Origin of the sequence: Micromonospora sp. RV43, assembly GCF_001029515.1 — a bacterium.
Classification (GTDB): Bacteria; Actinomycetota; Actinomycetes; order Mycobacteriales; family Micromonosporaceae; genus Micromonospora; species Micromonospora aurantiaca.
The window spans coordinates 1-23,443 of the sequence record NZ_LEKG01000118.1 but is presented as its reverse complement, the minus strand read 5'-3'; the positions used below and the strand labels follow the sequence as shown (position 1 = coordinate 23,443).

The following is a 23,443-nucleotide window of genomic DNA, read 5'->3' as shown; positions in this document are numbered from 1 at the left end:
GCCGGGGGCCAGGCGGTGGTGCGGATCCAGGTGGGCCTTGGCGCTGCGCAGGCGCGGCAACGTGGGCAGCTCGCCCCAGAGGTCCACGGCACGGCGTACCGCCGCGGGCGCGGCCACCACCACGCACCGGCCCCGCCGGGCGATCAGCACGCTGCGGACCGCGGTGAGGATCGAGGCGACCCGCTCGGGCGGCAGCGCGCCGGACAGGGCGGCGTGGACGGTGCCCGAGCCGGCCGAGCCGCGTACCGGCACCGGGCCGCCGGTCGCGTCGCGCAACGCGTAGACGGCCGCGTGCAGGTCGTTGATGGGCACCTCGATGCGCAGCGCCGTGTCGCCGGGCGCGAACGGGTAACGCCCCCACCATTCCGGTGCGTGGTGGCTGACGATCGCCTCGGCGCCGAGGACGGCGGTGAGCCGCTCGGCCCGCTCGGTCACGTCGGCCGGGCCGCCCTCCAGCAGCACCACGAGGCTGCCCGCAGCGGGTCGTCCGGTCACGGCGGGATGGTCGGGGCGATTGATCACCGACGGGTGCGTCGGCGGAATGCGGCGCCGGGGCAGCGGCACCGGCACCGGCAGGTCCAGTTCGACGGCGGCCGGATCGACGCCCGCGGCCAGGACGGCCCGGACCAGGTCGTGCACCTCCAGTGGCGTCCACACCGGGCGGGACACCCAGAGCCGGCCGGCCGGGATGGCGTGCACCCGCATGGTGGCCGAGACCAGCACGCCGAGCCCGCCCTGCGAGCCGCAGAGCAGCCGGGCCACGTCCAGCCCGGGTAGGTCGCCGCGACCGAGTATCGCGTCCCCGCCGCCGCGACCCGGATCGCCGCCGGCACCGCCCGCCGGACCGCGTCCACTCGCCCGGCCACCGCCGCTGCCAGGGGTGGCCCGGCCGAGCGCCTCCGTGCCGGACTCGCCGACGCTCACCAGCTCACCGTCGGCGTCGAGGTAGCGCACCCCGACGAGCTGGGCGCACGGGCTGCCGTGCCGGTGGCGCAGCGGACCGGACTCGTCGGCGGCGAGCACCCCGCCGAGCGTCGCGCCCGGCGAGGGCGCGTCGACAGGCAGCCGCCGGTTGGTGCGCGCGAGCGTGGCCTGGACGGCGCGCAGCGGCGTACCGGCGCCGATCTCGGCCACCGCCGCGTCGCGCGGCTCGTGCCAGACCCCGGCGAGGCGGCCGGTGTCGAGCATGATGTCCACCTGCGCCGGCGCGGCACCCCAGTCGATCTTCGTGCCGGCGCCGCGGGGCACCACTGTCAGGTCGTGCGCCGCGGCCAGCCGCAACACCTCCGCCGCGGCGTGCGGGCCACCCGGCACGGCCACCCATCGGGCGGTACGGCCGGCCACCTCGTCGGCCGGGCCGGCGAAGCGGGCGAACGGGGTGCCGCAGATCGCGGCCAGCTTCCGGGTGATGTCGAGGGCTTCGAGTCGGTCGGTGGAACGTGCCGCATCCGCCATGGCGGTTATCGTACACATGTTCGAAAGACCTGGCGGCGAGTCGCGGGGTTCGGGCGGCGGGCGAGCCCGGCGGCGGCCCGCCGACCGGTAACGTGGCGCCGTGACCGAAACCCCACCGCCCGTCGCCAAGCGCGTCCCGACCGAGCGCGTCCATCACGGTGACACAGTCCTCGACGAGTACGCCTGGCTCGCCGCCAAGGACGACCCGGACACGATCGCGTATCTGGACGCCGAGAACGCGTACACCGAGGCGCGCACCGCCCACCTGGCCGGCCTGCGCGCGGAGCTGTTCGAGGAGACGCGCCGGCGCACCCAGGAGACGGACCTGTCGGTGCCGACCCGCAAGGACGGCTACTGGTACTACACCCGCACGGTGGAGGGCCAGCAGTACGGCGTGCACTGCCGGCGCGCGGTCCTGCCGGGCGAGACGGCGCCTCCGGTCAGCGCGGACGGCGCCCCGCTCGACGGCGAGGAGGTGCTGCTCGACGGCAACCAGCTCGCCGAGGGGCACGACTTCTTCTCGCTCGGCGCGTTCGACGTCAGCCCGGACGGGCGCTGGCTGGCCTACTCCACCGACTTCTCCGGCGACGAGCGCTTCACGCTGCGGATCAAGGATCTGACCACCGGCGAGTCGCTGCCGGACGAGGTACCGGACACGTTCTACGGCACGGCCTGGTCCAGCGACGCGTCCACGCTGTTCTACGTGACTGTGGACGAGGCGTGGCGGCCGAACCGGGTCTGGCGGCACACCGTCGGCACGGCGTCCACCGAGGACGTGGTGGTCTACCAGGAGGACGACGAGCGGTTCTGGGTCGGCGTCGAGCTGACCCGCTCCGAGCGTTTCGTGGTCATCGACATCCACAGCAAGATCACCAGCGAGGTGTGGGTGATCCCGGCGTCCAACCCGACCGGCGAGCCCGCCGTCGTGGCCCCGCGGCGTCAGGGCATCGAGTACGCGGTGGAGCACCACGGCCACCGCTTCCTGATCCTGCACAACGACGGCGCGGAGGACTTCGCGCTGGCGTACACCTCGGCGGACTCGCCGGGCGAGTGGGAGCCGCTGATCCCGCACACCCCTGGCACCCGGCTGGAGGCGGTCGACGCGTTCGAGAACCACCTCGTGGTGTCGCTGCGCACCAACGGCCTGACCGGCCTGCGGGTGCTGCCGGTGGGCACCGACGACAGCTGGGACATCGACTTCCCCGAGCCGATCTACAGCGTCGGGCTGGACGCCAACCCCGAGTACCGCACGAGCGAGGTGCGGCTGCGCTACACCTCGCTCGTCACCCCCGACTCGGTCTACGACTACGACCTGGTCACCCGGGAGCTGACGCTGCGCCGGCAGAAGCCGGTCCGCCCCGGGCCGGACGGGCGGGCGTACGACCCGGCCGACTACGAGCAGCACCGGGACTGGGCGCTCGCCGACGACGGCACCCGCGTACCGATCTCGCTCGTCTGCCGCCGCGACACCCCGCGCGACGGCTCGGCGCCCGCCGTCATCTACGGCTACGGGTCGTACGAGGCGAGCATGGACCCGTGGTTCTCGATCGCCCGGCTGAGCCTGCTCGACCGCGGCGTGATCTTCGCGGTGGCGCACATCCGGGGCGGCGGTGAGCTGGGCCGGCGCTGGTACGACGAGGGCAAGCTGCTGGCCAAGAAGAACACGTTCACCGACTTCGTGGCCTGCGCCCGGCACCTGGTGAAGGCGGGCTGGACGGCGAGCGACCGGCTGGTCGCCCGGGGCGCCTCGGCCGGCGGCCTGCTGATGGGCGCGGTGGCGAACCTCGCCCCGGACGCGTTCACCGGCATCGTCGCGCAGGTGCCGTTCGTGGACGCGCTCACCTCGATCCTCGACCCGTCGCTGCCGTTGACTGTCACCGAGTGGGAGGAGTGGGGCAACCCGCTCGACGACCCCGAGGTCTACGCGTACATGAAGTCGTACACGCCGTACGAGAACGTGGCCACCGTCGAATACCCGGCCATCCTGGCGGTGACCAGCCTCAACGACACGCGCGTGCTCTACCACGAGCCGGCCAAGTGGATCGCCCGGCTGCGGTCGCTCGCGCCGGCCGGCGACTACCTGCTCAAGACCGAGATGGGCGCGGGCCACGGTGGCCCGAGCGGCCGGTACGACTCCTGGCGCGAGGAGGCGTTCGTCAACGCCTGGATCCTCGACCGCGTCGGCCGCGCCTGAGGTGTAAGGAAGGCCTGCTCGGCCGCTGACCGCTCAGCCCGCGCGCAGTTCCTCCACCGACGTCGCGGTGCGCAGGAACAGCAGGCCGGCTACGACCGTGCACAGCACCGCCGCCAGCCCGCCCGCCGCGAGCCAGGCCAGCTGATCCCACGGTACGTCCGGCGGAACTGTCGTCTTCGGCACCCATTCGGTTCGGGTGTACCGCGCCGCGGTGGCCGGATCGCCGCACAGTTCCGAGCCGGCGTCGCAGATCGTCCGCGTGAAGCCGCCGTTGCTCGGTGCCGGCATGACGCCCCGGACCAGCAGGTAGCCGACCGTCAACGCGAGCCCGATCGCGGGTACGGCGGGGGCGAGCGCGGCCCAGAGCAGCGACCGGCCGATGGTGGCCCGTGGCACGCCGGTCGCCACCTGCGCCGCGTACGCCCGTCGCCGGCTGGTGATCCCCTCGACCACCGCCACGAGCAGCCCACCGCCGGCGATCGCCATCGCCACCAGGACCGCGAGGTCGGCCAGGTCCATCGCGCCGAGGTAGAAGCCCGGGTCGGCCAATCCGGAGCCGGTGCGGCGGGTCACCTCGGCCTCGGCCTGGAAGTCGGCACGCAGCCCTGCGGCACCGGCGCCGAAGATCAGCGCGGCCAGCAACGCGGCGAAGGTGCGGCTGCCCGCCCACGGGTCGGCAGCCAGCCGGCGGGCGGCGAGCAGGGCGGCCGGGCCGCGTCCGTGCCGGTGCAGCAGCCGGCCGGTCCGGTACGAGATCCAGCCGGTGCCCGACACCACGCCGATCATCGCGGTCAGCCCGCCGACGACGAGCAATGTCGGCACCGGCCAGTCGGGGGCCACGGCGCCACGCCGTTCGTACCAGAGCAGGAGCGGGCGGATCGCGGCGAACATCGCCAGCGCGGCGAGGATGAGCACGCCCGGCCACGGCCAGGGCGCCCGGGTGCGGACCCGGCGCACGACGCCGAACGGGGTGGTGGCGACCCGCCGCAGCAGCAACGCGCTCACCAGCGCGGCGGCCAGCGGCAGGCCGAGCACGACGGCTGCCACCGCCACCGGGGCCGGGTGCACGTCGGTGGGCAGCGGCAGCCGCCCGTCCGCGTCGGGCCGGTGCAGCAGCCGGCGCCCGGCCAGGAAGACGGCCAGGCCGACGAGGGTGCCGAGCAGGCTCGCCACGCCGGTCTCGGCGACCGCGACCCGGGTGACCTGCCCAGGGGTGGCACCGGCCAGCCGGAACGCGGCCAGCCGCCGGTCCCGGCCCGGCGCGCCGAGGCGGGCGCACTGCCCGGCCAGCCCCAGGACCGGTACGCAGAGCAGCAGCAACGCGAACGCCACGCCGGGGCGCAGACCGGGTTCCCGCAGCAGGGCGTTGGTGTACTGGTCGGAGTTGAGCCCTTCGTCGCCGGACGGCTTCACCACCGACAGCACGGTCAGCGCGGCCAGCCCGGCCAGCGTCGCGAGCGCGGCGCTCACCGCCGTGAGCACCACCCGTGCGATGTCGGTGCGGGTGCCCGCCAGCACGAGACGCAGCAGCGTCCCCGGCCTCACCGCGACCCGCCCGGCAGCGCCGGGTCGAGCCCGAGCCCGGTGTGGTCGACCATGCCGTCGCGCAGGCTGACCTCCCGGTCCGCGTACGCGGCGATGCGCGGCTCGTGCGTCACCAGCACGACTGTGGTGCGCTGCTCGCGGGCCAGCCGGACCAGTTGGGTGAGCACCTGCTCGCCGGCCAGCGTGTCGAGCGCGCCGGTCGGCTCGTCGGCGAAGATCACCCGTGGTTCGGTGACGAGCGCCCGGGACAGCGCGCAGCGTTGCTGCTGCCCGCCGGACATCTCACCGGGCCGGGCGTCGGCGACGTCGGCCACGCCGAGCCGGTCCAGCCAGGAGAGCGCCGCCGTCCGCGCCGCTCGCCGCCCCGTGCCGGCGAGCAACAGCGGGAGCGCGACGTTCTCCGCGGCGGTCAGCTCGGCGACGAGCTGACCGAACTGGAACAGCACCCCGAATTCGGTACGGCGCAGCCGCGAGCGGGCCGCCTCCGACCACGTGTCGATCCGTTCTCCGCGCCAGGTGACCTGACCGGCGTCGGGGCGCAGGATGCCGGCGAGACAGTGCAGCAGCGTGGACTTGCCGCAGCCGCTCGGGCCGGTGACCGCGACGATCTCGCCTTCGGCCACGTCGAGCGTCACACCGCGCAGCGCGGGGTTGTGACCGTAGGCGCGGACCACTCCGCGCGCTTGCAGGAACGTCACGTGCGCACCTCCCGGTGCCAGTCGGCGACCCGGTCGAGGGTGGTGTGCAGCCACCGGAGATCGGCGTCGAGGTGGGCGATGGCGAAGTCGGCGGCGACCACCTCGTCGAGGCGGGCGCCGGGGGCCGTCTTCAGCGCGGTCAGTTCGCGCAGGCGTTGCGTGTGCGCCTGCCGCTGCGCGATCAGGTAGACGCGGGCCTGGTCGACGTCGGCCACCAGGAGCGCGACCACCACCTTGGCGAAGAGCGTGCTGGCCACGTACGGCATCGGCGGCTCGACGGTGCCGAGCCAGTGGTCCAGCGCCGCCCGCCCGTCCTCGGTGAGCGCGTACGAGGTGCGGTCCGGTCCGCCCTCCCGGGTCTGCCCGGCCGTGGCCACGAGGCCGTCGCGGCACAGGCGGGCCAGTGTCGCGTAGACCTGCCCGAAGGCGAGCGGCCGGGCGCGGGGCAGCCGCTCGTCGTGCGCGCGCTTCAGCTCGTAGCCGTGGCGCGGGCCGGCGGCGAGCAGCCCGAGCAGGACGTGCGACGTGGACACGGCCCTACTATTCGCTGAGCGAATAGTGGTGTCAAGAACGGCCCGCGCGGCGCACCACGCGGGCCGTTCGGTTCAGCGGGTCCAGGCCGGGTCGCGCCCGGCCCGGCCGAGCAGCGCGTCCATGCTGTCCGGTGCCGCGCCGGTGGGCACCGGCGGGCCGAACGCGCCCATCTTCTGCCCCGTGTCGCCCATCCGGTCCATGAACTCGTGTCCCGCGGCCACCACTGCCGGGTCCACGGTCAGCTCCTGGCCGGTGGCCCGCGCCAGGTCCCATCCGTGGACGGTGAGGTCGATCAGGGCCATCATGCCGACCGTCTCCTGCGGCAGTCCCATGCCGGGGGAGACCCCCTCCTGTGTGGCCGGGTCGGACCACGCCTCGGTCAGCCGGGCCGCCTCGGTCGCGAACCGGTCCCGCCAGCCGTCGGTCAGGTGGTCGGTCTTGCCGGACCAGTCGACCTCCTCCCGGCGGGCCAGCGCCTGGAAGTTGACCACCACGTCGAACAGGTGGCCCAGCAGGTCGCGCACTGTGTAGTCCGGGCAGGGGGTGGGCAGGACGAGCTGGTCGTCGGAGATGCCGCGCACCACAGCGGCCGTACCCGGCGCCGCGACGGCGAGCAGTTCACTGGTCTTGGTATTCATCGGGCCAGCGTATGAGGACGGCGTCGATCGGCCCCACTTCTCAGGACCAGGGGATCAGCGGCGACGGACCGCTACCACAGCGACATCGTCGTGGATCTCCGGCGGCGCCAGCTCGACGAGCAGCCGCCGGCAGAAATCGTCCAGGTCGTCGTCCACCCGGGTGGCGGCCACGCCGAGCGCCGCCATGCCGTCGTCGATCGTGGCGTCCCGCCGTTCGATCAGCCCGTCGGTGTAGAGCACGAGCGTGGCCCCGGCGGGCAGCACGAACTCCAGGTCCGGCGGGCGCGGCGCGCGTACGCCGAGCAGGGGCGCGGACTGCGTCACGAACTCGACCCTCCCGTCCCGGCTGAGCAACGCCGGCAGGTGCCCGGCGCTGGCCAGCCGGACCAGCCCGGTCGGCGGGTGGAGCAGCAGCACGCAGATGGTGGCCAGCTCGGTCGGCAGCAGGTTGCGCATCAGCTCGTTGACCCGGTCCAGGATCACGCCCGGCTGGTGCCCCTCGACCGCGTACGCCCGTACCGCGTGCCGCAGCTCGGCCATCACCGTGGCGGCGTGCAGCGAGTGCCCGGCCACGTCACCGATCGCCACCAGCAGGTGGCCGTCGAGCATCACCAGCTCGTAGAAGTCGCCGCCCACCTCGGTCTGCGCGCTCGCCGGCTCGTACCGGACGGCCAGGTCCAGGCCGACGACGTCGGGCAGCCGCTGCGGCAGCAGGCTGCGCTGCAACGTCACAGCGATCCGGTGCTCCTCGTCGAAGGACCGCTGCGCCTCGACCGCCGAGGCGACCGCCTGGGCGAGCTGCACCAGCACCGGCGTGCGTACGGTCTGGGTGGCGGTCGGCACCACCACGTAGAGCGGGGCCCGGTCCTCGCGCAGCCGGGAGGCGGCGACGGTCACGGTGTCGCCGTCCGGCCAGCCGGCCAGCGCCCAGTTGGCCGGCTCGTCGACGCGTACCCGGGTGCCGATCGGCACTCCGGTGTCGTCCACCACCCACGGCACGATGGTGGCCGGTGTGTGCGGGTCGGCCGCCACGCCCGCCAGGCAGTCCCCGTCGAACGTCTCGGCGACCACCGCCGCCGGGGCATTGAAGATCCGCGCCGCGCCGCTCGCGGCGGCCTCCAGCAGCCGGACGAAGTTCGGCGTCGCGTGCATCTCCACAGTGGCGTCGGCGAGCGCGGCGAGCCGTTCGGCGAGCTGCTCGGCCCGCCGCCGGGCCTGGTAGTAGCGCAGCACCGCGTGGGCGGTGGCGACCAGTTCCTCCGGCTCGATCGGCTCGGCCAGGTAGGCGTCCGCGCCCCGGGTGAGACCCTGCGCCCGGTCGACCACGTCGACCGCGTGCGCGGAGACGTGGATGACCGGGATCGACGGGTGCGCCTCCTTGATCCGCTCGCACACCTCGAAGCCGCTCATGTCCGGCAGACGGACGTCGAGCACCACGAGGTCGATGTGTTCCCGGTCCACCCGCTCCAGCGCCGCCGTGCCGTTCTCGGCCTCGACGGTGACGAAGCCGGCCCGGGTCAGCCAGTTGACCAGCAGGTATCGCTTGGGGCCGCTGTCGTCGACCACAAGCACGGTCACCGGCCCGCCGTCCACCGTCACGCTCCGCCCGCGGGGAGGACCACTGTGAACGTGCTGCCCCGGCCGGGTTCGCTGGTCAGCTCCAGCGTCCCGCCGAGCAGCGTGATCAGCCGGCGCGCGTACGGCAGGCCGAGCCCGGTGCCACCGACCCGGGTCGTGCCGGGCACCTGGTAGAACTCCTCGAAGACCCGTTCGTGCAGCTCCGGCGGGATGCCCACGCCGGTGTCGGTGACCGACAGCGTCCACTGGCCGCCGCGGCGCTCGGCGCGCAGGCGTACCTCGCCGCGTTCGGTGAACTTCAGTCCGTTGTGCAGCAGGTTGCGCAGCACCTGGGCGAGCAGCACCTCGTCCGAGCGCACAGTGGCCGGGGCCGGCGGTTCCTCGACCACCAGCTCCACCTCGGGGCGCGCGGCGAGCGCCCGCAGCGTGCCGCGCAACTGCCCGAACACGGCGCGCAGATCGACGTCGGACCAGTCCGGCTCGATCCGGCCCGACTCCGCCTTGGCCAGGTCGAGCAGCTCGTTGACCAGCCCCAGCAGGTCGCCCGCCGAGGAGCGGATCAGCCCCACCTGACGGGCCTGCTCGCCGGTGAGCGGGTCGGAGGCGGAGTCGGCGAGCAGCCGGGCCAGGCCGATGATCGCGGTGACCGGGGCGCGCAGCTCGTGGCTGACGTTCGCCAGGAACCGGCTCTTCGACTCGCTCGCGGCCCGCAGCTGGGCGGACTTCTCGTCCAGTTCGGCGTAGAGCGCCACCACACCGCGGTTGGTCTCCTCCAGCTCCTCGGTGAGCTGGTTGTAGAGCGCCATCACTCCGTGGTTGGTCTCCTGGAGTTCGGAGTTCAGCACCGCCAGCTCGTCGCGCTGGCTGCGTACCTCGTCGAGGGCGGCGATGAGCTGCGCGTTCTGGGCGGCCAACTCGTCCAGCGCGGAACCCGGCGCGCGCTCGGCCAGCTCGGCGCGGAGCTCGGCGGCGCGCTCGGCCGTCAGCTCCTCGGCGTGGTCGGGCACTCGTCGGGACATCCTCACGACGGTATCGCCCTCGACGGCCACCACCCGCAACGTGTCCACCAGACGCGCGACGGCGCCGGACTGCGGCTCGTACCGTCCACCGGGGAGCGGACGCAGCGGCGACAGGTCCACCTGGAGGACCCGGCGGCCGACCGCGTCCCGGTCGAGGGCGAACGTCACGTCCGCGCCGTCGGCCCCGTGCAACAGTTCCCGGGCCACCTCGCTGAGCGCGGTGGCGATCCGTACCTGGTCCTGATGTTCCAGCCCGACCGCCGCGGCCACCTCCCGGCCACGCTGCCGGACCAGGAAGATGTCCTGCTCCACCCGGAGCGCGAGGTGCAGGAGGGGCTCGGTCATGCCGCCCCCCGGGCCACCAGGACGCAGGCGTCGTCACGGCGGACACCGGCGTCGCGCAGCAGGGTCGCGGCGGCCAGCAGCGGGTTGCGGCCGGCGAGCCCGGGATAGTCGTCCAGATCCCAGCGGTCCACCACTCCGTCACTGTGCATGACCAGGGTGGCGTCGCGCGAGAAGGGGTAGTCGTACCCGCGGATCGCCGGACGCTGGTGCCCGGCGATGCCCGGCAGCGAGACCAGCCCGCGCCGCCGCTCGCCCGGCGCGACGATCATCGCGGCGATGTTGCCCAGCCCGGCGTAGCGGAGCACTCCGGCGGCCGGATCCGGTTCGGCCACCGCGAGCGCGGCGCCCCGGGTGTGCGAGATGGCGGCGTGCAGGTGCCGCACCACGACGTCCGGCGGCCCGTCCGGCGCCGAACGGAACGCGGACACGGCGGCACCTGTGGCGGCGGCGGCGAGCGGCCCGTGGCCCAGCCCGTCGGAGACCAGCACCTGCCGCCGGCCGCCGACCTGACGCACCGCGTACCCGTCGCCGCTCGTCTGCTCGCCGGTGATCGGCCGGGCCAGCCCGCCCGCCCAGTCCGGCTCCGGCGGTGCGGCGTCCCAGACCTGGACGACCAGGACCGTGCCCCGCCCCGGCGACGAGTAGCCGTCGAACCGGCTCGACTGCCGGGTGATCGCGCCGAGCCCGATGCCGAGCGTGCCGGCGGTGGAGTGGCCGTCGGCGGAGGAGAGCGTGAGGTCGGCCATGCCGGGGCCGGAGTCGATCGCGACCAGCTCCACACCGGCCCGCCCGCCCCGGCGCGCCGGACGCATCAGGAGCGTGCCCTCGCGGGCGTGCTTGACCAGGTTGCTGGTGATCTCGGCGGTGACGATGGCCAGGTCCGCGACGCGCGCCGCGCTCAGTTCGAGCTGCCGGCCGAGACGCTCGGCCGCCCGGCGTACGCTGCCGGCGGTCGCGCCGGTGTCGACCCGGAACCAGATGCCGTGGTCGGGCACCACGTCGGCGATCATCGCGACCACTTGGTGACGGTGATCCGCGTCCCCTCGCCGACAGCCGTCCGGATGTCGAAGTCGTCGACGAGCCGGCGGGCGCCGCTCAGTCCCAGGCCCAGCCCGCCGCCGGTGGTGTAGCCGTCGGTGAGCGCCAGGTCGAGGTCGGGGATGCCCGGGCCCTCGTCGGCGAAGACGATCCGCACGCCGCGCCGGCGGCCGTCGGACACGGTGCTCACCTCGGCGCTGCCCCCGCCACCGTAGATCAGCGTGTTGCGGGCCAGCTCGCTGGCGGCGGTGACGAGCTTCGTCTGGTCCACCAGGGAGAGGCGGACCGCGACGGCTGTGGTACGCGCCAACTGCCGGACCCGCACCACGTCCTCGTCGCTGCGGATCGCCTGGGTCGCCGGCACACCCAGGTCGACGCCCGTGGTCATGCCGTCGCCGTCGTCTCGGTGTCCTCGTCGTCGGCCGCCTCGTCCCACTCGTCGGCGCGGCTGGCCGCGATCAGCTCCATGCCGCGCTCGACGTTCAGCGCGGTACGGATGCCGTTGAGCGACAGCCCCAGTTCGACGAGCGTGATGGCGACGGCCGGGCGCATGCCGACCACCACCGTCTCGGCGTCCAGCACTTTCGAGATGGACGCGATGGTGGACAGCATCCGGCCGACGAAGGAGTCGACGATGTCCAGCGCCGTGATGTCGATGATCACGCCGTGGCAGCCGGTGGCGACGATCCGCTCGGCCAGGTCCTCCTGCAACTGGACCGCCGTCTGGTCGGACATGTCGACCTGGATGGAGACCAGCAGGATGTCGCCGATCTTGAGGATCGGCACCCGTTCCATCAGGACTCCCGGCGCGGGCGGCGAGCGGTGGTCTCGACCCCGGTCAGGCGCAGCACGTGGCGCAGCGCGTCGGCGAGGCTCGCCTTGGTGGCGATGTCACCGAACTCGATACCGAGGGCCACGATCGTCTGGGCGATCTGCGGGCGGATGCCGGAGATGATGCAGTCGGCGCCCATCAGCCGGGCGGCCACCACGGTCTTGAGGATGTGCTGCGCGACCTGCGTGTCCACCGCCGGCACGCCGGTGATGTCGATGATCGCGTACGGCGAGCCGGTGTCGACGAGCGTCTGCAGCAGCCGCTCCATCACCACCTGGGCGCGGGCCGAGTCCAGCGTCCCGACCAGCGGGACGGCGACCACGCCCTCCCAGAGCTTCACCACCGGGGTGGACAGCTCCAGCAGCTGCTCCGCCTGGTCGGCGATCAGGCTCTCGCGGGCCCGGACGAACGTCTCGAACGTGAACAGGCCCATCTGGTCGACGAGCGCGGAGAAGGCGACGAAGTCGCGCAGGGTCTCGTCGCCCTTCTCATCCTCCATCAGCTCCAGCAGGGCGTCCTTGCACGCGAACACGCTGATCGCTGTCTCGGTGGCGGAGAATCCCTGGCGGGCCCGGTTGGTGGACAGCTCGGACAGCACCGCCCGCAGCTCACCGCCGTGCTCGTCGGCCAGGTCGGAGACGCCCTGCCGGCCGGCGTCGATCAGCGCGCGCTGCAACTCCTGCACCTGGCGAGCCAGCTCGGCCCGGCTCAGGCGGCCGCGCAGCGAACTGCCGACGATCTCCGTCCAGCGGTTGGTCAACCGGTCCGCGTGCTGACTGAGCAGGTGGGCGAGCCGACCACCCTGTTCGGCGCTCAACGCCATGGTGACCTCCCTGATTTGGACGGGCGGACTCTATCACCGGAGGCCGGGGCGCTACTTGTCACGGAGCAAAGAATGATCGACCGCACCCGTGACCGCTCCCGTTCTGCGCGGCGCGCCCATCGTGGGATACCGTTTCCCCCGAACACAGGAGGTCGACGAATGTCCTTGACGGTGCACACGGAACAGCGCGGCGACGTGGTCGTCGTGTCGGTCGCGGGCGAGCTCGACATGGCCACGGCACCGCAGCTCCAGGACCAGATCACGGATCTGCTGGACAAGGGGCGCAGCCGCCTCGTCTTCGACCTGGCCGAGGTGTCGTTCTGCGACTCCACCGGCCTGTCGGTGTTCGTCCGGGCGAAGAACAACTGCGACGAGGCGGGCGGCGTGGTCCGGCTGGCCGCCCCGCAGCGCGGCGTGCTGCGCATCCTCGAGGTCAGCGGCCTGGTCGAGGTGCTGCACACGTACCCGACGGTCGAGCAGGCCGTCGCGGGCGATCCCACCCCGGCCTCCTCCTGACCGATCCCGCTCAGCGCTCGTCCTCGATGTAGCGGGGACGGGCGATCACCATGCCCGCCGCCGTCTGCACGGCCAGCGCCACCAGCAGGAAGCCGATCGGGGCGGTCCAGCCGCCTGTCGCCTCGTAGAGGATGCCCACCAGCAGCGGCCCGAGCGCCGCGATCACGTACCCGGTGCTCTGCGCGAACGCGGACAGCGCCACGGTGCCCTCGGCGGTCCGGGCGCGCAGCCCGATCGTGGTCAGGATGAGCGGGAACGCGCCCTGGCCGAGCGCCAGCAGCAGCACCCACAGCGGCGCCAGGCCGTGCGGGGCGAGCGCCAGACCGGCGTACGCGGCGGCGGAGAACACGGTCAGCGACAGCACCAGCGGGCGGAGCGTGGCCAGCCGTCCGGCGAGCGCCGGCATCATCAGCGCCACCGGCACGCCCAGCGCGGTCACCCCGGCGAGCAGCAGCCCGGCCGTCTCCGGCCGGTATCCGGCGTCCCGGAAGAGCTGGGCCAGCCAGCCCATGATCGCGTACCCGCTGAGCGACTGCGCCCCGAAGTAGACCGCCATGGCCCAGCCGAGCCGGGTCCGCCCCGGCTGCACGCGGGCCGGGGCGGCGACCGCCACCGCCGGGGGCGCGGCCCGTCGCGCGGCGCGGGCGCGCAGCGCCAGCGGCACCCACGGGAGTACGGCCAGCGCGGCCAGCCCGGCCCAGATGCCGAGTCCGGCCCGCCAGGAGCCGAACGCGTGCGCGACCGGCACGGCGGAGGCGGCGGCCACCGTCGTGCCCACAGTCAGGGCCATCGTGTACGCCCCGGTGACCAGTCCGGTGCGGTGCGGGAAGTGCTGCTTGACGAGCATCGGCAGCAGGATGTTCGCCACCGCGATGCCGGCCAGCGCGAGCGCGCTGGTGAGCACGAAGACCGCCGCCGAGCCGGTGACCGCGCGCAGCACCTGCCCGACGGTGAGCGCCACCATGGCCACCACCAGCACCCGGGGCGCGGCCCAGCGGCGGACCAGCCACGGGGTGAGCGCGCCGAGTCCGGCGAACGCGATGGTGGGCAGCGTGGTGACCAGGCCGGCCATCGCGCCGGAGAGCCCCAGACCGACCCGGATCTCGTCGAGCAGGGCGCCGAGGCTGGTCACCGCGGCCCGCAGGTTCAGCGCGACGAGCAGCATCCCGGCGAGCACGAGCAGACCGCCCCGGACCGGGCCGGCCGCCGGGGCGGGGCCCGCCGCGGGTGTGACGCCGGGGGCGGGCACTGTCGCGGCGGGCGCAGGTGGCGGAGTCATGACCTCGAACCTACAATCATGGGATGAATTTCGGCACGAGGTGTAACCGGTGACACCCGCCGTGGATTCCGTCGCCGTGCCTCCGCGCGGTCACCGGGTCCGGCAGACGATCGAGCAGCTCCGGGAGCGGATCCTCGGCGGCGAGTGGGCGGTGGGCGGGCGCATCCCCACCGAGCCGCAACTGGTCGCCGCGCTCGGCGTGGGGCGGAACACGGTCCGCGAGGCGGTCCGCGCGCTCGTGCACGCCGGGGTGCTGGAGTGCCGGCAGGGCTCCGGCACCTACGTGGTGTCGACCGACGAGCTGGCGCCGGTGGTGGCCCGCCGGCTCACCGACGACCGGATGACCGAGGTGATCGAGGTCCGGCGCGCGTTCGAGGTGGAGGCCGCCCGGCTCGCTGCGCTGAGGCGTACCCCCGAGGACCTGGCGGCGCTCGACGGCGCGCTCGCGGCCCGCGAGGCCGCGTGGCGCGGCGGCCGGGTGGACGAGTTCGTGGAGGCGGACGCCGCGCTGCACACGGTCGTGGTGGCGGCCGCGCACAACGCCATGCTCGCCGAGCTGTACGCCTCGGTCGGCGCCGCGCTGCGCAGCACGGTGGCCCAGGCGATGGGTGAGGCGCTCACTCCGGAGCGGTACGTGGACCACAGCCGGCTGGTCGAGGCGATCCGGGCCGGCGACCCGCAGCGGGCGGCGATCGAGGCCGGTGCTTTTCTCGAAGGGCCCGCCGGGGCATAGGTTGTCCCCGACGCAGACTCATCAGGGCACGGGAGTACGGATGCTCAAGGGCTTCAAAGACTTCATCATGCGCGGCAACGTCGTCGACCTGGCGGTCGGTGTCGTCATCGGCGCCGCGTTCACCGGCGTGGTTACCCAGCTCACCAATTCGTTCCTCAAACCGCTGATCGCGCTGGTCACGGTGCTGATCACCGGCAGCGACAAGGGCCTGGAAGGGACTCCCTGGACGGTCCGCAACATCGAGTTCGACTGGATCAGTTTCATCAACGCACTGATCACCTTCCTCCTGACCGCACTCGCGCTGTACTTCCTGGTCATCTACCCGATGAACAAGCTCGCCGAGCGGCGCAAGCGCGGCGAGGAGCCGCCGCCCTCGGCCCCCAGCGAGGAGGTCAAGCTGCTCACCGAGATCCGGGACGCGCTGCTCGCCGGCAACCACGGCACGCCCGGCCAGCGCAGCGCCCTGGACGACGTGCTCGGCCGCCGGCAGGAGCCGCCCGCGCCGCGCTGACGCCATAGCCGATCGGCCCCCGCGACGATCTCGCGGGGGCCGACGTGTATCGAACACATGTTCGATAGAGTCCGGGCATGGAGCAGCGTAGGCACTGGTGGAACGGGAAATGGGGACGCCTCGCCCGGCGTGACGTCTTCCTCCGGGTGGACGGCGATCGCTGGCACGTCGAGCAGCGGGCCGGCGGTGCCGAGGGGATCTCCCGCTTCTACGAGCACGCCAGCGTCGAGGAGGCCGAGGAGACGATCCGGGCGCTGCTGGACGGCACCGACACCTGGCGCGAGCTGTCCCCCCGCCCGCCGGGCGGCTGGGCCCCCTCCGTTTAGCTCCCGCGCGCCCCGGGAACCGCTTCTGCATGAGCCAGCAGCAGGACACCGTCTCCCGGGTCACCACCGGCATGCGGGTGGTCGACTCCGCAGGCGTCGAGGTGGGCACAGTCGATCTCGTGCAGCGCGGCGACCCGGCCGCGGTGACCGTGCAGGCGCCCGCCCCGGTCGACCCGGGCAGCAGTCTGGACGAACTGATCGAGTCGGCGGCGGCCGAGGAGCCGGACGTACCGGCCGACCTGGCCGCCCGGCTGCTCCGCGACGGCTACCTCAAGGTCTCCACCGAGCTGGTCCGCACCGGCGCGGTCTACGTGCTGGCCGACCGGATCGCCGCGGTGGGCGACGGCGCGGTACGCCTCACCGTCCCGGCCGCGGAGCTGCCCGCCGAGGAGTGACACCCGGGGTCGAATGCGCCGATTCGACGGCCCTGCGCGTCGAGGCGGCCACGCCCGGAAAGCGGCCTACGCTCGTCGGGTGCTCCTGACCTATGTGGACGAGTCGTACACCGATCGCTGGTACTGGATCGGCGCACTTCTGGTCCCGGAGGCCGTGGCCATCCCGCTCAGCACCGCACTCGACGAGGTGATGACGGACGCGGCCAAGGCGTACGGCATCGACCGAGCCGCCGAACTCCACGGGTACGACCTGTTCCAGGGGCGGACGGCCTGGGCGAGGGTGCCGCCACGCGCCCGGATCGCCGTCTACAACGCGGCGCTCAAGGCGATCGGCACGTACGACGTCACAGTCATCCTGCGCGGCGTCGACCGGCACGGCCTCACCCGGCGCTACGGGCTCACCCGCCCCGCTCACGAGGTGGTGCTGTCACACCTTCTGGAACGGGTGGACGGATACGCGGCGATGCGGGACGAACTGGCCCTGGTGATCGCGGACGAGGTCGACAACCCCGCAAGCCACCGCTCGGACCTGACCCGTTACCGGGTCGACGGAACCGGGGGCTACCGTTCCCGGCGGCTCAGCCGGATCGTGGACACCCTGCACTTCGCCCCGTCGCACGCCTCCCGGCTGGTGCAGGCCGTCGACCTGGTCACCTTCCTGTTCCGCAGGATGGCGAGCGGGGCGGGCGCGGATCCTCGGGAGGCGACGACGAACACGCGGCTGTGGTCCTGGGTCGAGCCGCGCCGGTACCACTCGTGGTGCTGGCATCCGACCGGGCGGCCGACGCACGAAGGGCCCGCCTGAAAGCGGGCCCTAAGGCGGTTGCGGGAACCCTGACGGGCCTCCTGCGCACTCCAGGTTAACAGTTCGTCACCCGGTCCGGCCGGAAAGCGACGGGGCGGATTCGGTCCGGGGCGGCTCGACCGGCGGGGATGCGACCGCCCGGCGGCGGAACAGCAGCAGCATCAGCCAGCCCGCGACCAGTCCCCAGAACGCGCCACCCACCCCGAGCAGGCTCACCCCGGAGGCGGTGACCACGAACGTCACCACTGCTGCCTCCCGCGCGTCCGGCTGGGCGACCGCCGCCGTGACGGCCCCGGCGAGCGCGCCGAGCAGGGCGAGCCCGGCGACGGCCTCGACCAGCACCGGCGGGGAGAGCAGCACCAGGGCGGTGGCCACGCCGGCGCCCAGGCCCAGCAGGGCCAGGCCGATCCCGGCGGTGACCGAGGCGATCCAGCGCCGCTCCGGGTCCGGGTGGGCGTCCGGGCCGGCGGCCAGGGCGGCGGTGATCGCGGCCAGGTTCACCGCGTGGCCGCCCGCCGGGGCGCCGAGGGCGGTGGCGAGCCCGGTCACCCGCAACGCCGAGCCCAGCGGGGCCCGGTAGCCGTACCCGGCGAGCACCGCGGTTCCGGGCACGTTCTGGGCGGCCATGGTGACCAGGAACAGCGGCAGCGCGAGCCCGACGACTGCGGGCAGCGTCCAGGACGGCGCGGTGAACGCGACGACCGGTGCGACGTCCAGCCGGGCCGGCCCGGAGGTGGTCAGGGCGATCGCGATCACCGCCACGGCGAGCGCGCCCGGTACCGCCCAGCGGCGGGCGAACCGGTGCAGCAGCAGCCAGACCAGCACCACCGGCCCGGCGAGCCGGGGCACCTCGACCAGGGCGCGTACCGGGGCCGTACACAGCGGCAGCAGCACCCCGGCGAGCATGGCGGAGGCGATCGGGACGGGGATCGCGGCGACCGCACGGCCGAGCGCGGGGATCAGCCCGGCCGCGATGATCAGCAGCCCGGCGAGCAGGAAGGCGCCGACCGCTGCGGGCCAGCCGCCGGCGACCGGTCCGGTGGCCACGAGCAGCGCCGCACCCGGCGTGGACCAGGCGATCGACAGCGGCAGCCGGTGCCGCAGGCCGAGCCAGACCGCGCAGGCGCCGCTGGCGACGCAGAGCGCGAGCAGGCCGGAAGCGGCCTGGTCCGGATCGGCGCCGACCGCGCGCAGCCCGGCCAGGACGACCGTGAACGAACTGGCGAAACCGACCAGAGCGGTCACCACGCCGGCCAGGACGGGCTGGAGCCGACCGCCCATGCTCTCCTCCTCCGACCGTTCCGTTTACGGAACGGCACGGTGTAGCACGATAGCCCCCATGACAGCCGCCGCACCAGCCGATGACCGGGGCGCCCGGGAGGTCGGCAGGCGCATCCGCTCGCTCCGCACCGAGCGGGGCATCTCCCTGTCCGAGCTGGCCCGCCTCGCGGGCGTCGGCAAGGCCACGCTCTCCGGCCTGGAGAACGGCGTGCGCAACCCCCGGCTGGAGACGCTGTACGCGATCACCGCGCAGCTCGGCGTACCGCTGACCGCCGTGCTCGCCACGCCCGACCAGGCGCCGACCCTGCGCGGGGCCGCGGTGGGAGGCACGCTGCTGGAGGTCTTCAGCGACCGGGAGGCGACCTACGAGCTGTACCGGATGTGGGTCACCCCGGGTCCGGCGCAGCTCTCCCCCGCCCACTCCAGCGGCGTGACCGAACACGTGACGGTCTTCTCCGGCGTGCTCCGCGCCGGCCCGGCCGACGCCCCGCTGACCGCCGGTCCCGGGGGCTACCTGCGGTGGACCTCCGACGTGCCGCACACCTACGCGGCGGTGGGCGAGGAGGAGGTTCATGCGAGCCTCCTGCTGCGCTATCCTCGTCCGTCCACACCGGACAGTTGACGCATACCCAGGATGCAAGCTGATGACATTTCTTTCAGCAGACCCGCCAGCGCGTGCAGACGCGGACCCGTTCTTCTTGGCAAGCTTGTCGTCATGACGCTCATCCTCCGCTCGGCCATCCTCAACGACGTCGGCCTCGTCCGGACCAACAACGAGGACTCCGCCCTCGCCGGTGACCGCCTCGTGGCGGTGGCCGACGGCATGGGCGGGCTCCCCGCCGGCGAGGTGGCCAGCGAGATCGTCATCCGGATCCTGGACGAGCTGACGCCGCCCACCGGCGCCGACGAGGCCGCCGACGCGCTGCGCGCCGTCGTCAGCACCGCGAACCAGCGCATCCGCGCGGCCATCACGGTGGACCCGGCCCGCGACGGCATGGGTACGACGCTCACCGCCGCCCTGCTCGCCGGGGACACCCTGGTCCTGGCCCAGGTCGGCGACTCCCGCTGCTACCTGCTGCGCGACCACGAGCTGACCCAGCTCACCCGCGACGACACGTTCGTCCAGGCGCTCGTCGACCAGGGCGCGCTCTCCCGCGACCAGGCCCGGCACCACCCGCAGCGCTCGCTCGTCACCCGCGCGGTGCAGGGCTCCGACGCGCCGCCCGCCGTCGGGGCGCTCACCGTCTTCCCCGGCGACCGGCTGCTGCTGTGCAGCGACGGCCTCTCCGACTACGTGGAGGACGCCGCCATCGCGGCGGCACTCGCCACCTACGGGGACCGCCAGCAGTGCGGCGAGCAACTGGTGAAACTGGCCCACCAGGCCGGCGCGCCGGACAACGTGACTGTGGTCATCTCGGACGTCACCGAGGCGTGAGCGGGCGCCCTTTCCGGTTGCGGACCACGACGGGTGCGGTTGGGATGAACGGATGCACATTCGCCGGCTGGCCGCCGATGAACGACTGACCACCAGCTTCCCGCTCCAGGCGTACGCGTTCGAGGCCTCGCCGATGGGCGCCACCCGGACCGACCAGTTCCGCGCGTACCTGCCGTACAACGCCGGGAACACGACGCTGGTGGCCGAGGAGGACGGGGTCACCGCGGCGGCCGTGTCGGCGATACCGATGCGGCAGAACCTGCGCGGCGCGGTGCTGCCGATGGCCGGTGTCGCGGGCGTGGCCACCCATCCGCTGGCCCGCCGGCGCGGGCACGTCCGCACGCTCATGCAGCAGCTCCTCGACGGCGTGCGCGACGAGGGCCACCAGCTCACCGCGCTGCACCCGTTCCGCGCCTCGTTCTACGAGCGCTTCGGCTACATCGGGCTGCCCCGGCGGCGTACCGCGGTCTTCAACCCGGCGGACCTGGCGCCGCTGCTGCGCGCCGACCTGCCGGACGAGCTGGTGTGGGAGCGGATCGGCGCGGGGTATGCGCGGTGGCGCGCGTACACCGAGCGGTGCCTGCGCGAGCGGCACGGCTTCGCCGTCTTCCCGGACTTCCGGGCGGTCGGGCTGCGCGACCGGGACGACCGCTGGCTGGTCAGCGTGGTGCGCGGCGGCGAGACGGTCGGCGCTGTCACCTACCGCATCGACGACCACGCCGGCACGCTGTTCGCCGACGACCTGCTGGTCGACGACGCGTACGCCCGCGCGTCGGTGCTCCAGTTCTTCGCCCGGCACGTCGACCAGGTGGCCCGGATCAGCGTCCAGGTGACCCCCGACGAACTGCCTGAGCTGTGGCTCACCGACCTCGACGTGCAGGTGGAGGCGCGGGTGGCCCGGCCCGACCCGACCGCGCCGATGGCCCGCCTGCTCAGCCTGGACGCGCTCGCCGAGCAGCCGGTCGGGGTCGGCCGGGTACTGATCGAGGTGGTAGGCGACCGGTGGCTCGCCGGCCGCCACCTGCTCGACGGCACCACGGGCAAGCTGGCGGTGCTGCCGGCGCAGACCGCCGCCGAGGGCAGCGTGCCGGCCGCGCGGCTCACCGCCGCCGGGCTGTCCGCCCTGGCGTACGGGGTGCTCGACCCGGCCGAGGTGGTCGTACGCGGGCTGGGTGAGGTGCCGGTGGACGCGGCCGGTGAGCTGCGCCGTCTCTTCCCCCGGGAACTGCCGCACCTGTTCGCCGACTTCTGACCCGGTTGACGGCGCGCGCCCGGGGGTAGGGTCCAGCGCGTGCCGGAGTGGCTGGAAGCGGGATTCTGGGGCCTGCTCGCCGGGTCGGCCCTGCTGATCGGGGCGGCCGTCGGGTTCTTCGCGCGCGTACCGCGCCGGGTGACCGCCTCGGTGATGGCGTTCGGGGCGGGCGTGCTGCTGTCCGCCGTCTCGTTCGAGTTGATCGACGAGGCGCACGAGCAAGGCGGGCTGCTGCCGGTGGCGATCGGCGCCGCGGCCGGTGCACTGCTGTACACCGCGGCGAACGTGCTGCTGGCCCGGCACGGCGCGCGGCACCGCAAGCGCTCCGGCGACGAGCAGCCCTCCGAGCGGGAACAGCCCGGCTCGGGTACGGCCATCGCGGTCGGCGCGCTGCTCGACGGCGTACCCGAATCGGTGGTGATCGGCGCGAGCCTGCTGGCCGGCGGCCCGGTCAGCCTGGTCACCGTCATCGCGGTGTTCCTCAGCAACGTGCCGGAAGGTCTGTCCAGCGCGGCGGGCATGCGGCAGGCCGGACGCACCCGGCGTTACGTGTTCGGGCTGTGGACGGCCATCGCGTTGATCTCCGGCGCGGCGGCGCTGGCCGGGTACACGCTGCTCGGCGGCGCGCCCCCCGAGGTGCTGGCGACGATCACCGCGCTCGCCGCAGGCGCGATCCTGGCGATGATCACCGACACCATGGTCCCGGAGGCGTTCGCGGACGCGCACCTGCTGGTCGGGCTGATCACCGTGCTCGGTTTCCTGGTCGCGTTCGCACTCTCGCACGCCTGACCGTCCCGCTCGGTGCTGCCTGCTGCCGCGCGGTCGCCGGCTCAGGTGCCGGCTGCGGCTGCGGCTTGGGCTGCGGCTCCCGGTGCCGGCTGCGGCTCCCGGCGCTGGCTGCGGCTCCGGTGCCGGCTGCGGCTCCGGCGCTGGCTGCGGCTCCGGCGCTGGCTGCGGCTGCGGCTTAGCGGCGGGTTAAGGATCGGCTGTGGAGTCGTGCCGGGGCGGCCGGTCCTCCTAGCATCGGGCGGTGCGCGTGAAGTCGGCTGTCACTCTGCTCGCCCTCGCCCTGACGACGGCAACGCTGCCCGCCTGCGGCGACGATCCGGCCGTCGCGCCCGCCGCCGGCGTCGGCTCGTCGGCCGGTCCGGCAGCCGCCCCGTCGGCCTCCCCGAGTGGGCGGGTCGGTCTCGGCAGCGCCCGGCCGAGCCCCAGCCCTGCCACCGTCACGTTCCGCGCCGGCAACCCGAACGGCCGGGCCGCCGTACCGGCCGAGGCGCGTCCGGTGGACACCTCGCGCCCGACCCGTACCGTCGGCAGCGGCACCCCGGCGAGCTGCACCTCGGAGGCGGTGGTGAAGGCCGTCGCGGCCGGTGGCGTCATCACGTTCGACTGCGGACCCGCGCCGGTGACCATCACCATGAAGGCCACAGCGAAGGTGGTGAACTCGCACGGCCCGCGCGTCGTACTGGACGGCGGCGGCACTGTCACGCTGAGCGGCGGCGGCAAGCGCAGGATCCTCTACATGAACACCTGCGACGAGGCGCAGGGCTGGACCACCTCGCACTGCCAGAACCAGGACCACCCCCGGCTCACCGTGCAGAACCTGACGTTCGCCGACGGCGACGCCACGGGCGATCGCACCGAGGGCGGCGGAGGCGGCGCCATCTTCGTGCGCGGCGGGCGGTTCACCGTGATCAACTCACGGTTCGTCGGCAACCGCTGCGACCGTACCGGCCCGGACCTCGGAGGCGCCGCGCTGCGGGTGCTGAGCCAGTTCGAGAACAAACCGGTGTACGTGGTGAGCAGCACCTTCACCGGCGGGGTGTGCGCCAACGGCGGGGCGCTGAGCAGCATCGGCGTCTCCTGGACGGTGCTGAACAGCGTCTTCCGGGACAACCGTGCGGTCGGCACGGGCGCGAACCCGGCCCGGGGCGGCACGCCGGGTGGCGGTAGCGGCGGTGCGATCTACTGCGACGGCAACGAGTTCGCGGTGCGGATCGCCGGCACGGTGATCGAGGACAACAGCGCGAACGAGGGCGGCGGCGCGATCTTCTTCGTCAGCAACAACCGCACCGGCACCCTGAAGATCGACAGCAGCACCCTGCGGCGCAACCCCAGCCGAGGCTTCGAGACGAACGGCCACCCCGGAATCTTCTTCCTAGGCGCCCAGATCTCCTGACCGCCCCGCCCGCTCCTGCCCGACCCCTC

25 protein-coding genes are annotated in these 23,443 nt (G+C 73.7%); 12 read left to right on the top strand and 13 right to left on the bottom strand.

What is annotated here, in order from left to right:
* Window positions 1-1,455: FAD-binding oxidoreductase (locus ABD52_RS25045; protein WP_047893443.1), on the bottom strand; the 1,455-nt coding region annotated here is incomplete at its 3' end.
* Window positions 1,456-1,555: 100 nt separating this feature from the next.
* Here ABD52_RS25045 and ABD52_RS25040 point away from each other — a divergent pair.
* Window positions 1,556-3,649, top strand: a complete 2,094-nt coding sequence (locus tag ABD52_RS25040) for a S9 family peptidase (protein WP_047893442.1) — start codon at window positions 1,556-1,558, stop codon at window positions 3,647-3,649.
* A 33-nt stretch (window positions 3,650-3,682) separates the two neighbouring features.
* Here ABD52_RS25040 and ABD52_RS25035 read toward each other — a convergent pair whose 3' ends face one another.
* From ABD52_RS25035 to ABD52_RS24990, 10 genes are all read right to left on the bottom strand, one after another.
* Window positions 3,683-5,194 (bottom strand): FtsX-like permease family protein, encoded by a 1,512-nt coding sequence (locus ABD52_RS25035; protein ID WP_047893441.1) that lies wholly within the window; start codon window positions 5,192-5,194, stop codon window positions 3,683-3,685.
* Entirely contained in the window at window positions 5,191-5,892 is a 702-nt protein-coding gene (locus ABD52_RS25030; RefSeq protein WP_013283530.1) for an ABC transporter ATP-binding protein, read from the bottom strand. Before ABD52_RS25030 ends, ABD52_RS25035 begins: the two co-directional genes overlap by 4 nt.
* Complete coding sequence (locus tag ABD52_RS25025) at window positions 5,889-6,425, bottom strand: PadR family transcriptional regulator (protein ID WP_013283529.1); 537 nt, start codon at window positions 6,423-6,425, stop codon at window positions 5,889-5,891. Before ABD52_RS25025 ends, ABD52_RS25030 begins: the two co-directional genes overlap by 4 nt.
* Window positions 6,426-6,497: 72 nt before the next feature.
* Entirely contained in the window at window positions 6,498-7,064 is a 567-nt protein-coding gene (locus ABD52_RS25020) for a TIGR03086 family metal-binding protein (RefSeq protein ID WP_047893440.1), read from the bottom strand.
* Between the two features lie 54 nt (window positions 7,065-7,118).
* Window positions 7,119-8,657 carry a SpoIIE family protein phosphatase gene (locus ABD52_RS25015; RefSeq protein WP_013473506.1) on the bottom strand — a complete coding sequence of 513 codons (1,539 nt, stop codon included), beginning with the start codon at window positions 8,655-8,657 and terminating at the stop codon, window positions 7,119-7,121.
* Window positions 8,658-8,659: 2 nt separating this feature from the next.
* Entirely contained in the window at window positions 8,660-10,006 is a 1,347-nt protein-coding gene (locus ABD52_RS25010) for a sensor histidine kinase (protein WP_013283526.1), read from the bottom strand.
* Window positions 10,003-11,016: a SpoIIE family protein phosphatase gene (locus ABD52_RS25005; RefSeq protein WP_013283525.1), complete on the bottom strand. Its 1,014-nt coding sequence runs from the start codon at window positions 11,014-11,016 to the stop codon at window positions 10,003-10,005. Before ABD52_RS25005 ends, ABD52_RS25010 begins: the two co-directional genes overlap by 4 nt.
* On the bottom strand, window positions 11,013-11,432 hold the full coding sequence (locus ABD52_RS25000) for an ATP-binding protein (protein WP_013283524.1): 420 nt from the start codon (window positions 11,430-11,432) through the stop codon (window positions 11,013-11,015). The genes ABD52_RS25005 and ABD52_RS25000 overlap by 4 nt, the downstream gene beginning before the upstream one ends.
* Entirely contained in the window at window positions 11,429-11,839 is a 411-nt protein-coding gene (locus ABD52_RS24995) for an STAS domain-containing protein (RefSeq protein ID WP_013283523.1), read from the bottom strand. The genes ABD52_RS25000 and ABD52_RS24995 overlap by 4 nt, the downstream gene beginning before the upstream one ends.
* A complete protein-coding gene (locus ABD52_RS24990; RefSeq protein WP_047893439.1) occupies window positions 11,839-12,699 on the bottom strand; it encodes an STAS domain-containing protein in 861 nt (286 codons plus the stop codon). The genes ABD52_RS24995 and ABD52_RS24990 overlap by 1 nt, the downstream gene beginning before the upstream one ends.
* A 159-nt stretch (window positions 12,700-12,858) precedes the next feature.
* Between ABD52_RS24990 and ABD52_RS24985 the strand changes: the two genes are divergently transcribed.
* Window positions 12,859-13,215 (top strand): STAS domain-containing protein, encoded by a 357-nt coding sequence (locus ABD52_RS24985; RefSeq protein WP_018789120.1) that lies wholly within the window; start codon window positions 12,859-12,861, stop codon window positions 13,213-13,215.
* A gap of 10 nt (window positions 13,216-13,225) precedes the next feature.
* Here ABD52_RS24985 and ABD52_RS24980 read toward each other — a convergent pair whose 3' ends face one another.
* Entirely contained in the window at window positions 13,226-14,494 is a 1,269-nt protein-coding gene (locus ABD52_RS24980; protein WP_013283520.1) for an MFS transporter, read from the bottom strand.
* Between the two features lie 49 nt (window positions 14,495-14,543).
* On the opposite strand from ABD52_RS24980, the gene ABD52_RS24975 reads away from it, so the two are divergent.
* The 5 genes from ABD52_RS24975 (at window position 14,544) to ABD52_RS24955 (ending at window position 17,264) form a co-directional block, all read left to right on the top strand.
* Window positions 14,544-15,227, top strand: coding sequence for a FadR/GntR family transcriptional regulator (locus tag ABD52_RS24975; protein WP_013473501.1), 684 nt, complete (start codon window positions 14,544-14,546; stop codon window positions 15,225-15,227).
* Window positions 15,228-15,267: 40 nt separating this feature from the next.
* Window positions 15,268-15,738, top strand: coding sequence for a large conductance mechanosensitive channel protein MscL (mscL, locus tag ABD52_RS24970; RefSeq protein ID WP_047893438.1), 471 nt, complete (start codon window positions 15,268-15,270; stop codon window positions 15,736-15,738).
* A gap of 77 nt (window positions 15,739-15,815) precedes the next feature.
* Window positions 15,816-16,064, top strand: a complete 249-nt coding sequence (locus tag ABD52_RS24965) for a hypothetical protein (RefSeq protein ID WP_013283517.1) — start codon at window positions 15,816-15,818, stop codon at window positions 16,062-16,064.
* Between the two features lie 29 nt (window positions 16,065-16,093).
* The gene (locus tag ABD52_RS24960; RefSeq protein ID WP_013283516.1) at window positions 16,094-16,459 is read left to right on the top strand and encodes a hypothetical protein; all 366 of its coding nucleotides are present in this window, start codon (window positions 16,094-16,096) and stop codon (window positions 16,457-16,459) included.
* Window positions 16,460-16,538: 79 nt separating this feature from the next.
* Window positions 16,539-17,264, top strand: a complete 726-nt coding sequence (locus ABD52_RS24955; RefSeq protein ID WP_030273506.1) for a DUF3800 domain-containing protein — start codon at window positions 16,539-16,541, stop codon at window positions 17,262-17,264.
* A 66-nt stretch (window positions 17,265-17,330) separates the two neighbouring features.
* On the opposite strand, the gene ABD52_RS24950 is transcribed toward ABD52_RS24955, so the two are convergent.
* On the bottom strand, window positions 17,331-18,545 hold the full coding sequence (locus tag ABD52_RS24950; protein ID WP_047893437.1) for a benzoate/H(+) symporter BenE family transporter: 1,215 nt from the start codon (window positions 18,543-18,545) through the stop codon (window positions 17,331-17,333).
* A 58-nt stretch (window positions 18,546-18,603) separates the two neighbouring features.
* On the opposite strand from ABD52_RS24950, the gene ABD52_RS24945 reads away from it, so the two are divergent.
* From ABD52_RS24945 to ABD52_RS24925, 5 genes are all read left to right on the top strand, one after another.
* A complete protein-coding gene (locus ABD52_RS24945; protein WP_013283513.1) occupies window positions 18,604-19,167 on the top strand; it encodes a helix-turn-helix domain-containing protein in 564 nt (187 codons plus the stop codon).
* A gap of 93 nt (window positions 19,168-19,260) precedes the next feature.
* The gene (locus ABD52_RS24940; protein WP_013283512.1) at window positions 19,261-19,980 is read left to right on the top strand and encodes a PP2C family serine/threonine-protein phosphatase; all 720 of its coding nucleotides are present in this window, start codon (window positions 19,261-19,263) and stop codon (window positions 19,978-19,980) included.
* A 52-nt stretch (window positions 19,981-20,032) separates the two neighbouring features.
* The gene (eis, locus tag ABD52_RS24935) at window positions 20,033-21,232 is read left to right on the top strand and encodes an enhanced intracellular survival protein Eis (protein WP_047893436.1); all 1,200 of its coding nucleotides are present in this window, start codon (window positions 20,033-20,035) and stop codon (window positions 21,230-21,232) included.
* Window positions 21,233-21,271: 39 nt separating this feature from the next.
* Window positions 21,272-22,021: a ZIP family metal transporter gene (locus ABD52_RS24930; protein WP_047893435.1), complete on the top strand. Its 750-nt coding sequence runs from the start codon at window positions 21,272-21,274 to the stop codon at window positions 22,019-22,021.
* A 247-nt stretch (window positions 22,022-22,268) separates the two neighbouring features.
* Window positions 22,269-23,414, top strand: a complete 1,146-nt coding sequence (locus ABD52_RS24925; protein WP_047893434.1) for a hypothetical protein — start codon at window positions 22,269-22,271, stop codon at window positions 23,412-23,414.
* Window positions 23,415-23,443 lie beyond the last annotated feature (29 nt).

Excerpts from the sequence above, each read along its gene's own strand:
- eis (WP_047893436.1), top strand. The coding sequence starts at position 20,033 with ATGCACATTCGCCGGCTGGCCGCCGATGAACGACTGACCACCAGCTTC.
- ABD52_RS24985 (WP_018789120.1), top strand. The coding sequence starts at position 12,859 with ATGTCCTTGACGGTGCACACGGAACAGCGCGGCGACGTGGTCGTCGTG.
- ABD52_RS25010 (WP_013283526.1), bottom strand. The coding sequence starts at position 10,006 with ATGACCGAGCCCCTCCTGCACCTCGCGCTCCGGGTGGAGCAGGACATC.
- ABD52_RS24945 (WP_013283513.1), top strand. The coding sequence starts at position 18,604 with ATGACAGCCGCCGCACCAGCCGATGACCGGGGCGCCCGGGAGGTCGGC.
- ABD52_RS24950 (WP_047893437.1), bottom strand. The coding sequence starts at position 18,545 with ATGGGCGGTCGGCTCCAGCCCGTCCTGGCCGGCGTGGTGACCGCTCTG.
- mscL (WP_047893438.1), top strand. The coding sequence starts at position 15,268 with ATGCTCAAGGGCTTCAAAGACTTCATCATGCGCGGCAACGTCGTCGAC.
- ABD52_RS24990 (WP_047893439.1), bottom strand. The coding sequence starts at position 12,699 with ATGGCGTTGAGCGCCGAACAGGGTGGTCGGCTCGCCCACCTGCTCAGT.
- ABD52_RS24980 (WP_013283520.1), bottom strand. The coding sequence starts at position 14,494 with ATGACTCCGCCACCTGCGCCCGCCGCGACAGTGCCCGCCCCCGGCGTC.
- ABD52_RS25000 (WP_013283524.1), bottom strand. The coding sequence starts at position 11,432 with ATGACCACGGGCGTCGACCTGGGTGTGCCGGCGACCCAGGCGATCCGC.
- ABD52_RS25020 (WP_047893440.1), bottom strand. The coding sequence starts at position 7,064 with ATGAATACCAAGACCAGTGAACTGCTCGCCGTCGCGGCGCCGGGTACG.
- ABD52_RS24940 (WP_013283512.1), top strand. The coding sequence starts at position 19,261 with ATGACGCTCATCCTCCGCTCGGCCATCCTCAACGACGTCGGCCTCGTC.
- ABD52_RS24960 (WP_013283516.1), top strand. The coding sequence starts at position 16,094 with ATGAGCCAGCAGCAGGACACCGTCTCCCGGGTCACCACCGGCATGCGG.
- ABD52_RS24995 (WP_013283523.1), bottom strand. The coding sequence starts at position 11,839 with ATGGAACGGGTGCCGATCCTCAAGATCGGCGACATCCTGCTGGTCTCC.
- ABD52_RS24965 (WP_013283517.1), top strand. The coding sequence starts at position 15,816 with ATGGAGCAGCGTAGGCACTGGTGGAACGGGAAATGGGGACGCCTCGCC.
- ABD52_RS25005 (WP_013283525.1), bottom strand. The coding sequence starts at position 11,016 with ATGATCGCCGACGTGGTGCCCGACCACGGCATCTGGTTCCGGGTCGAC.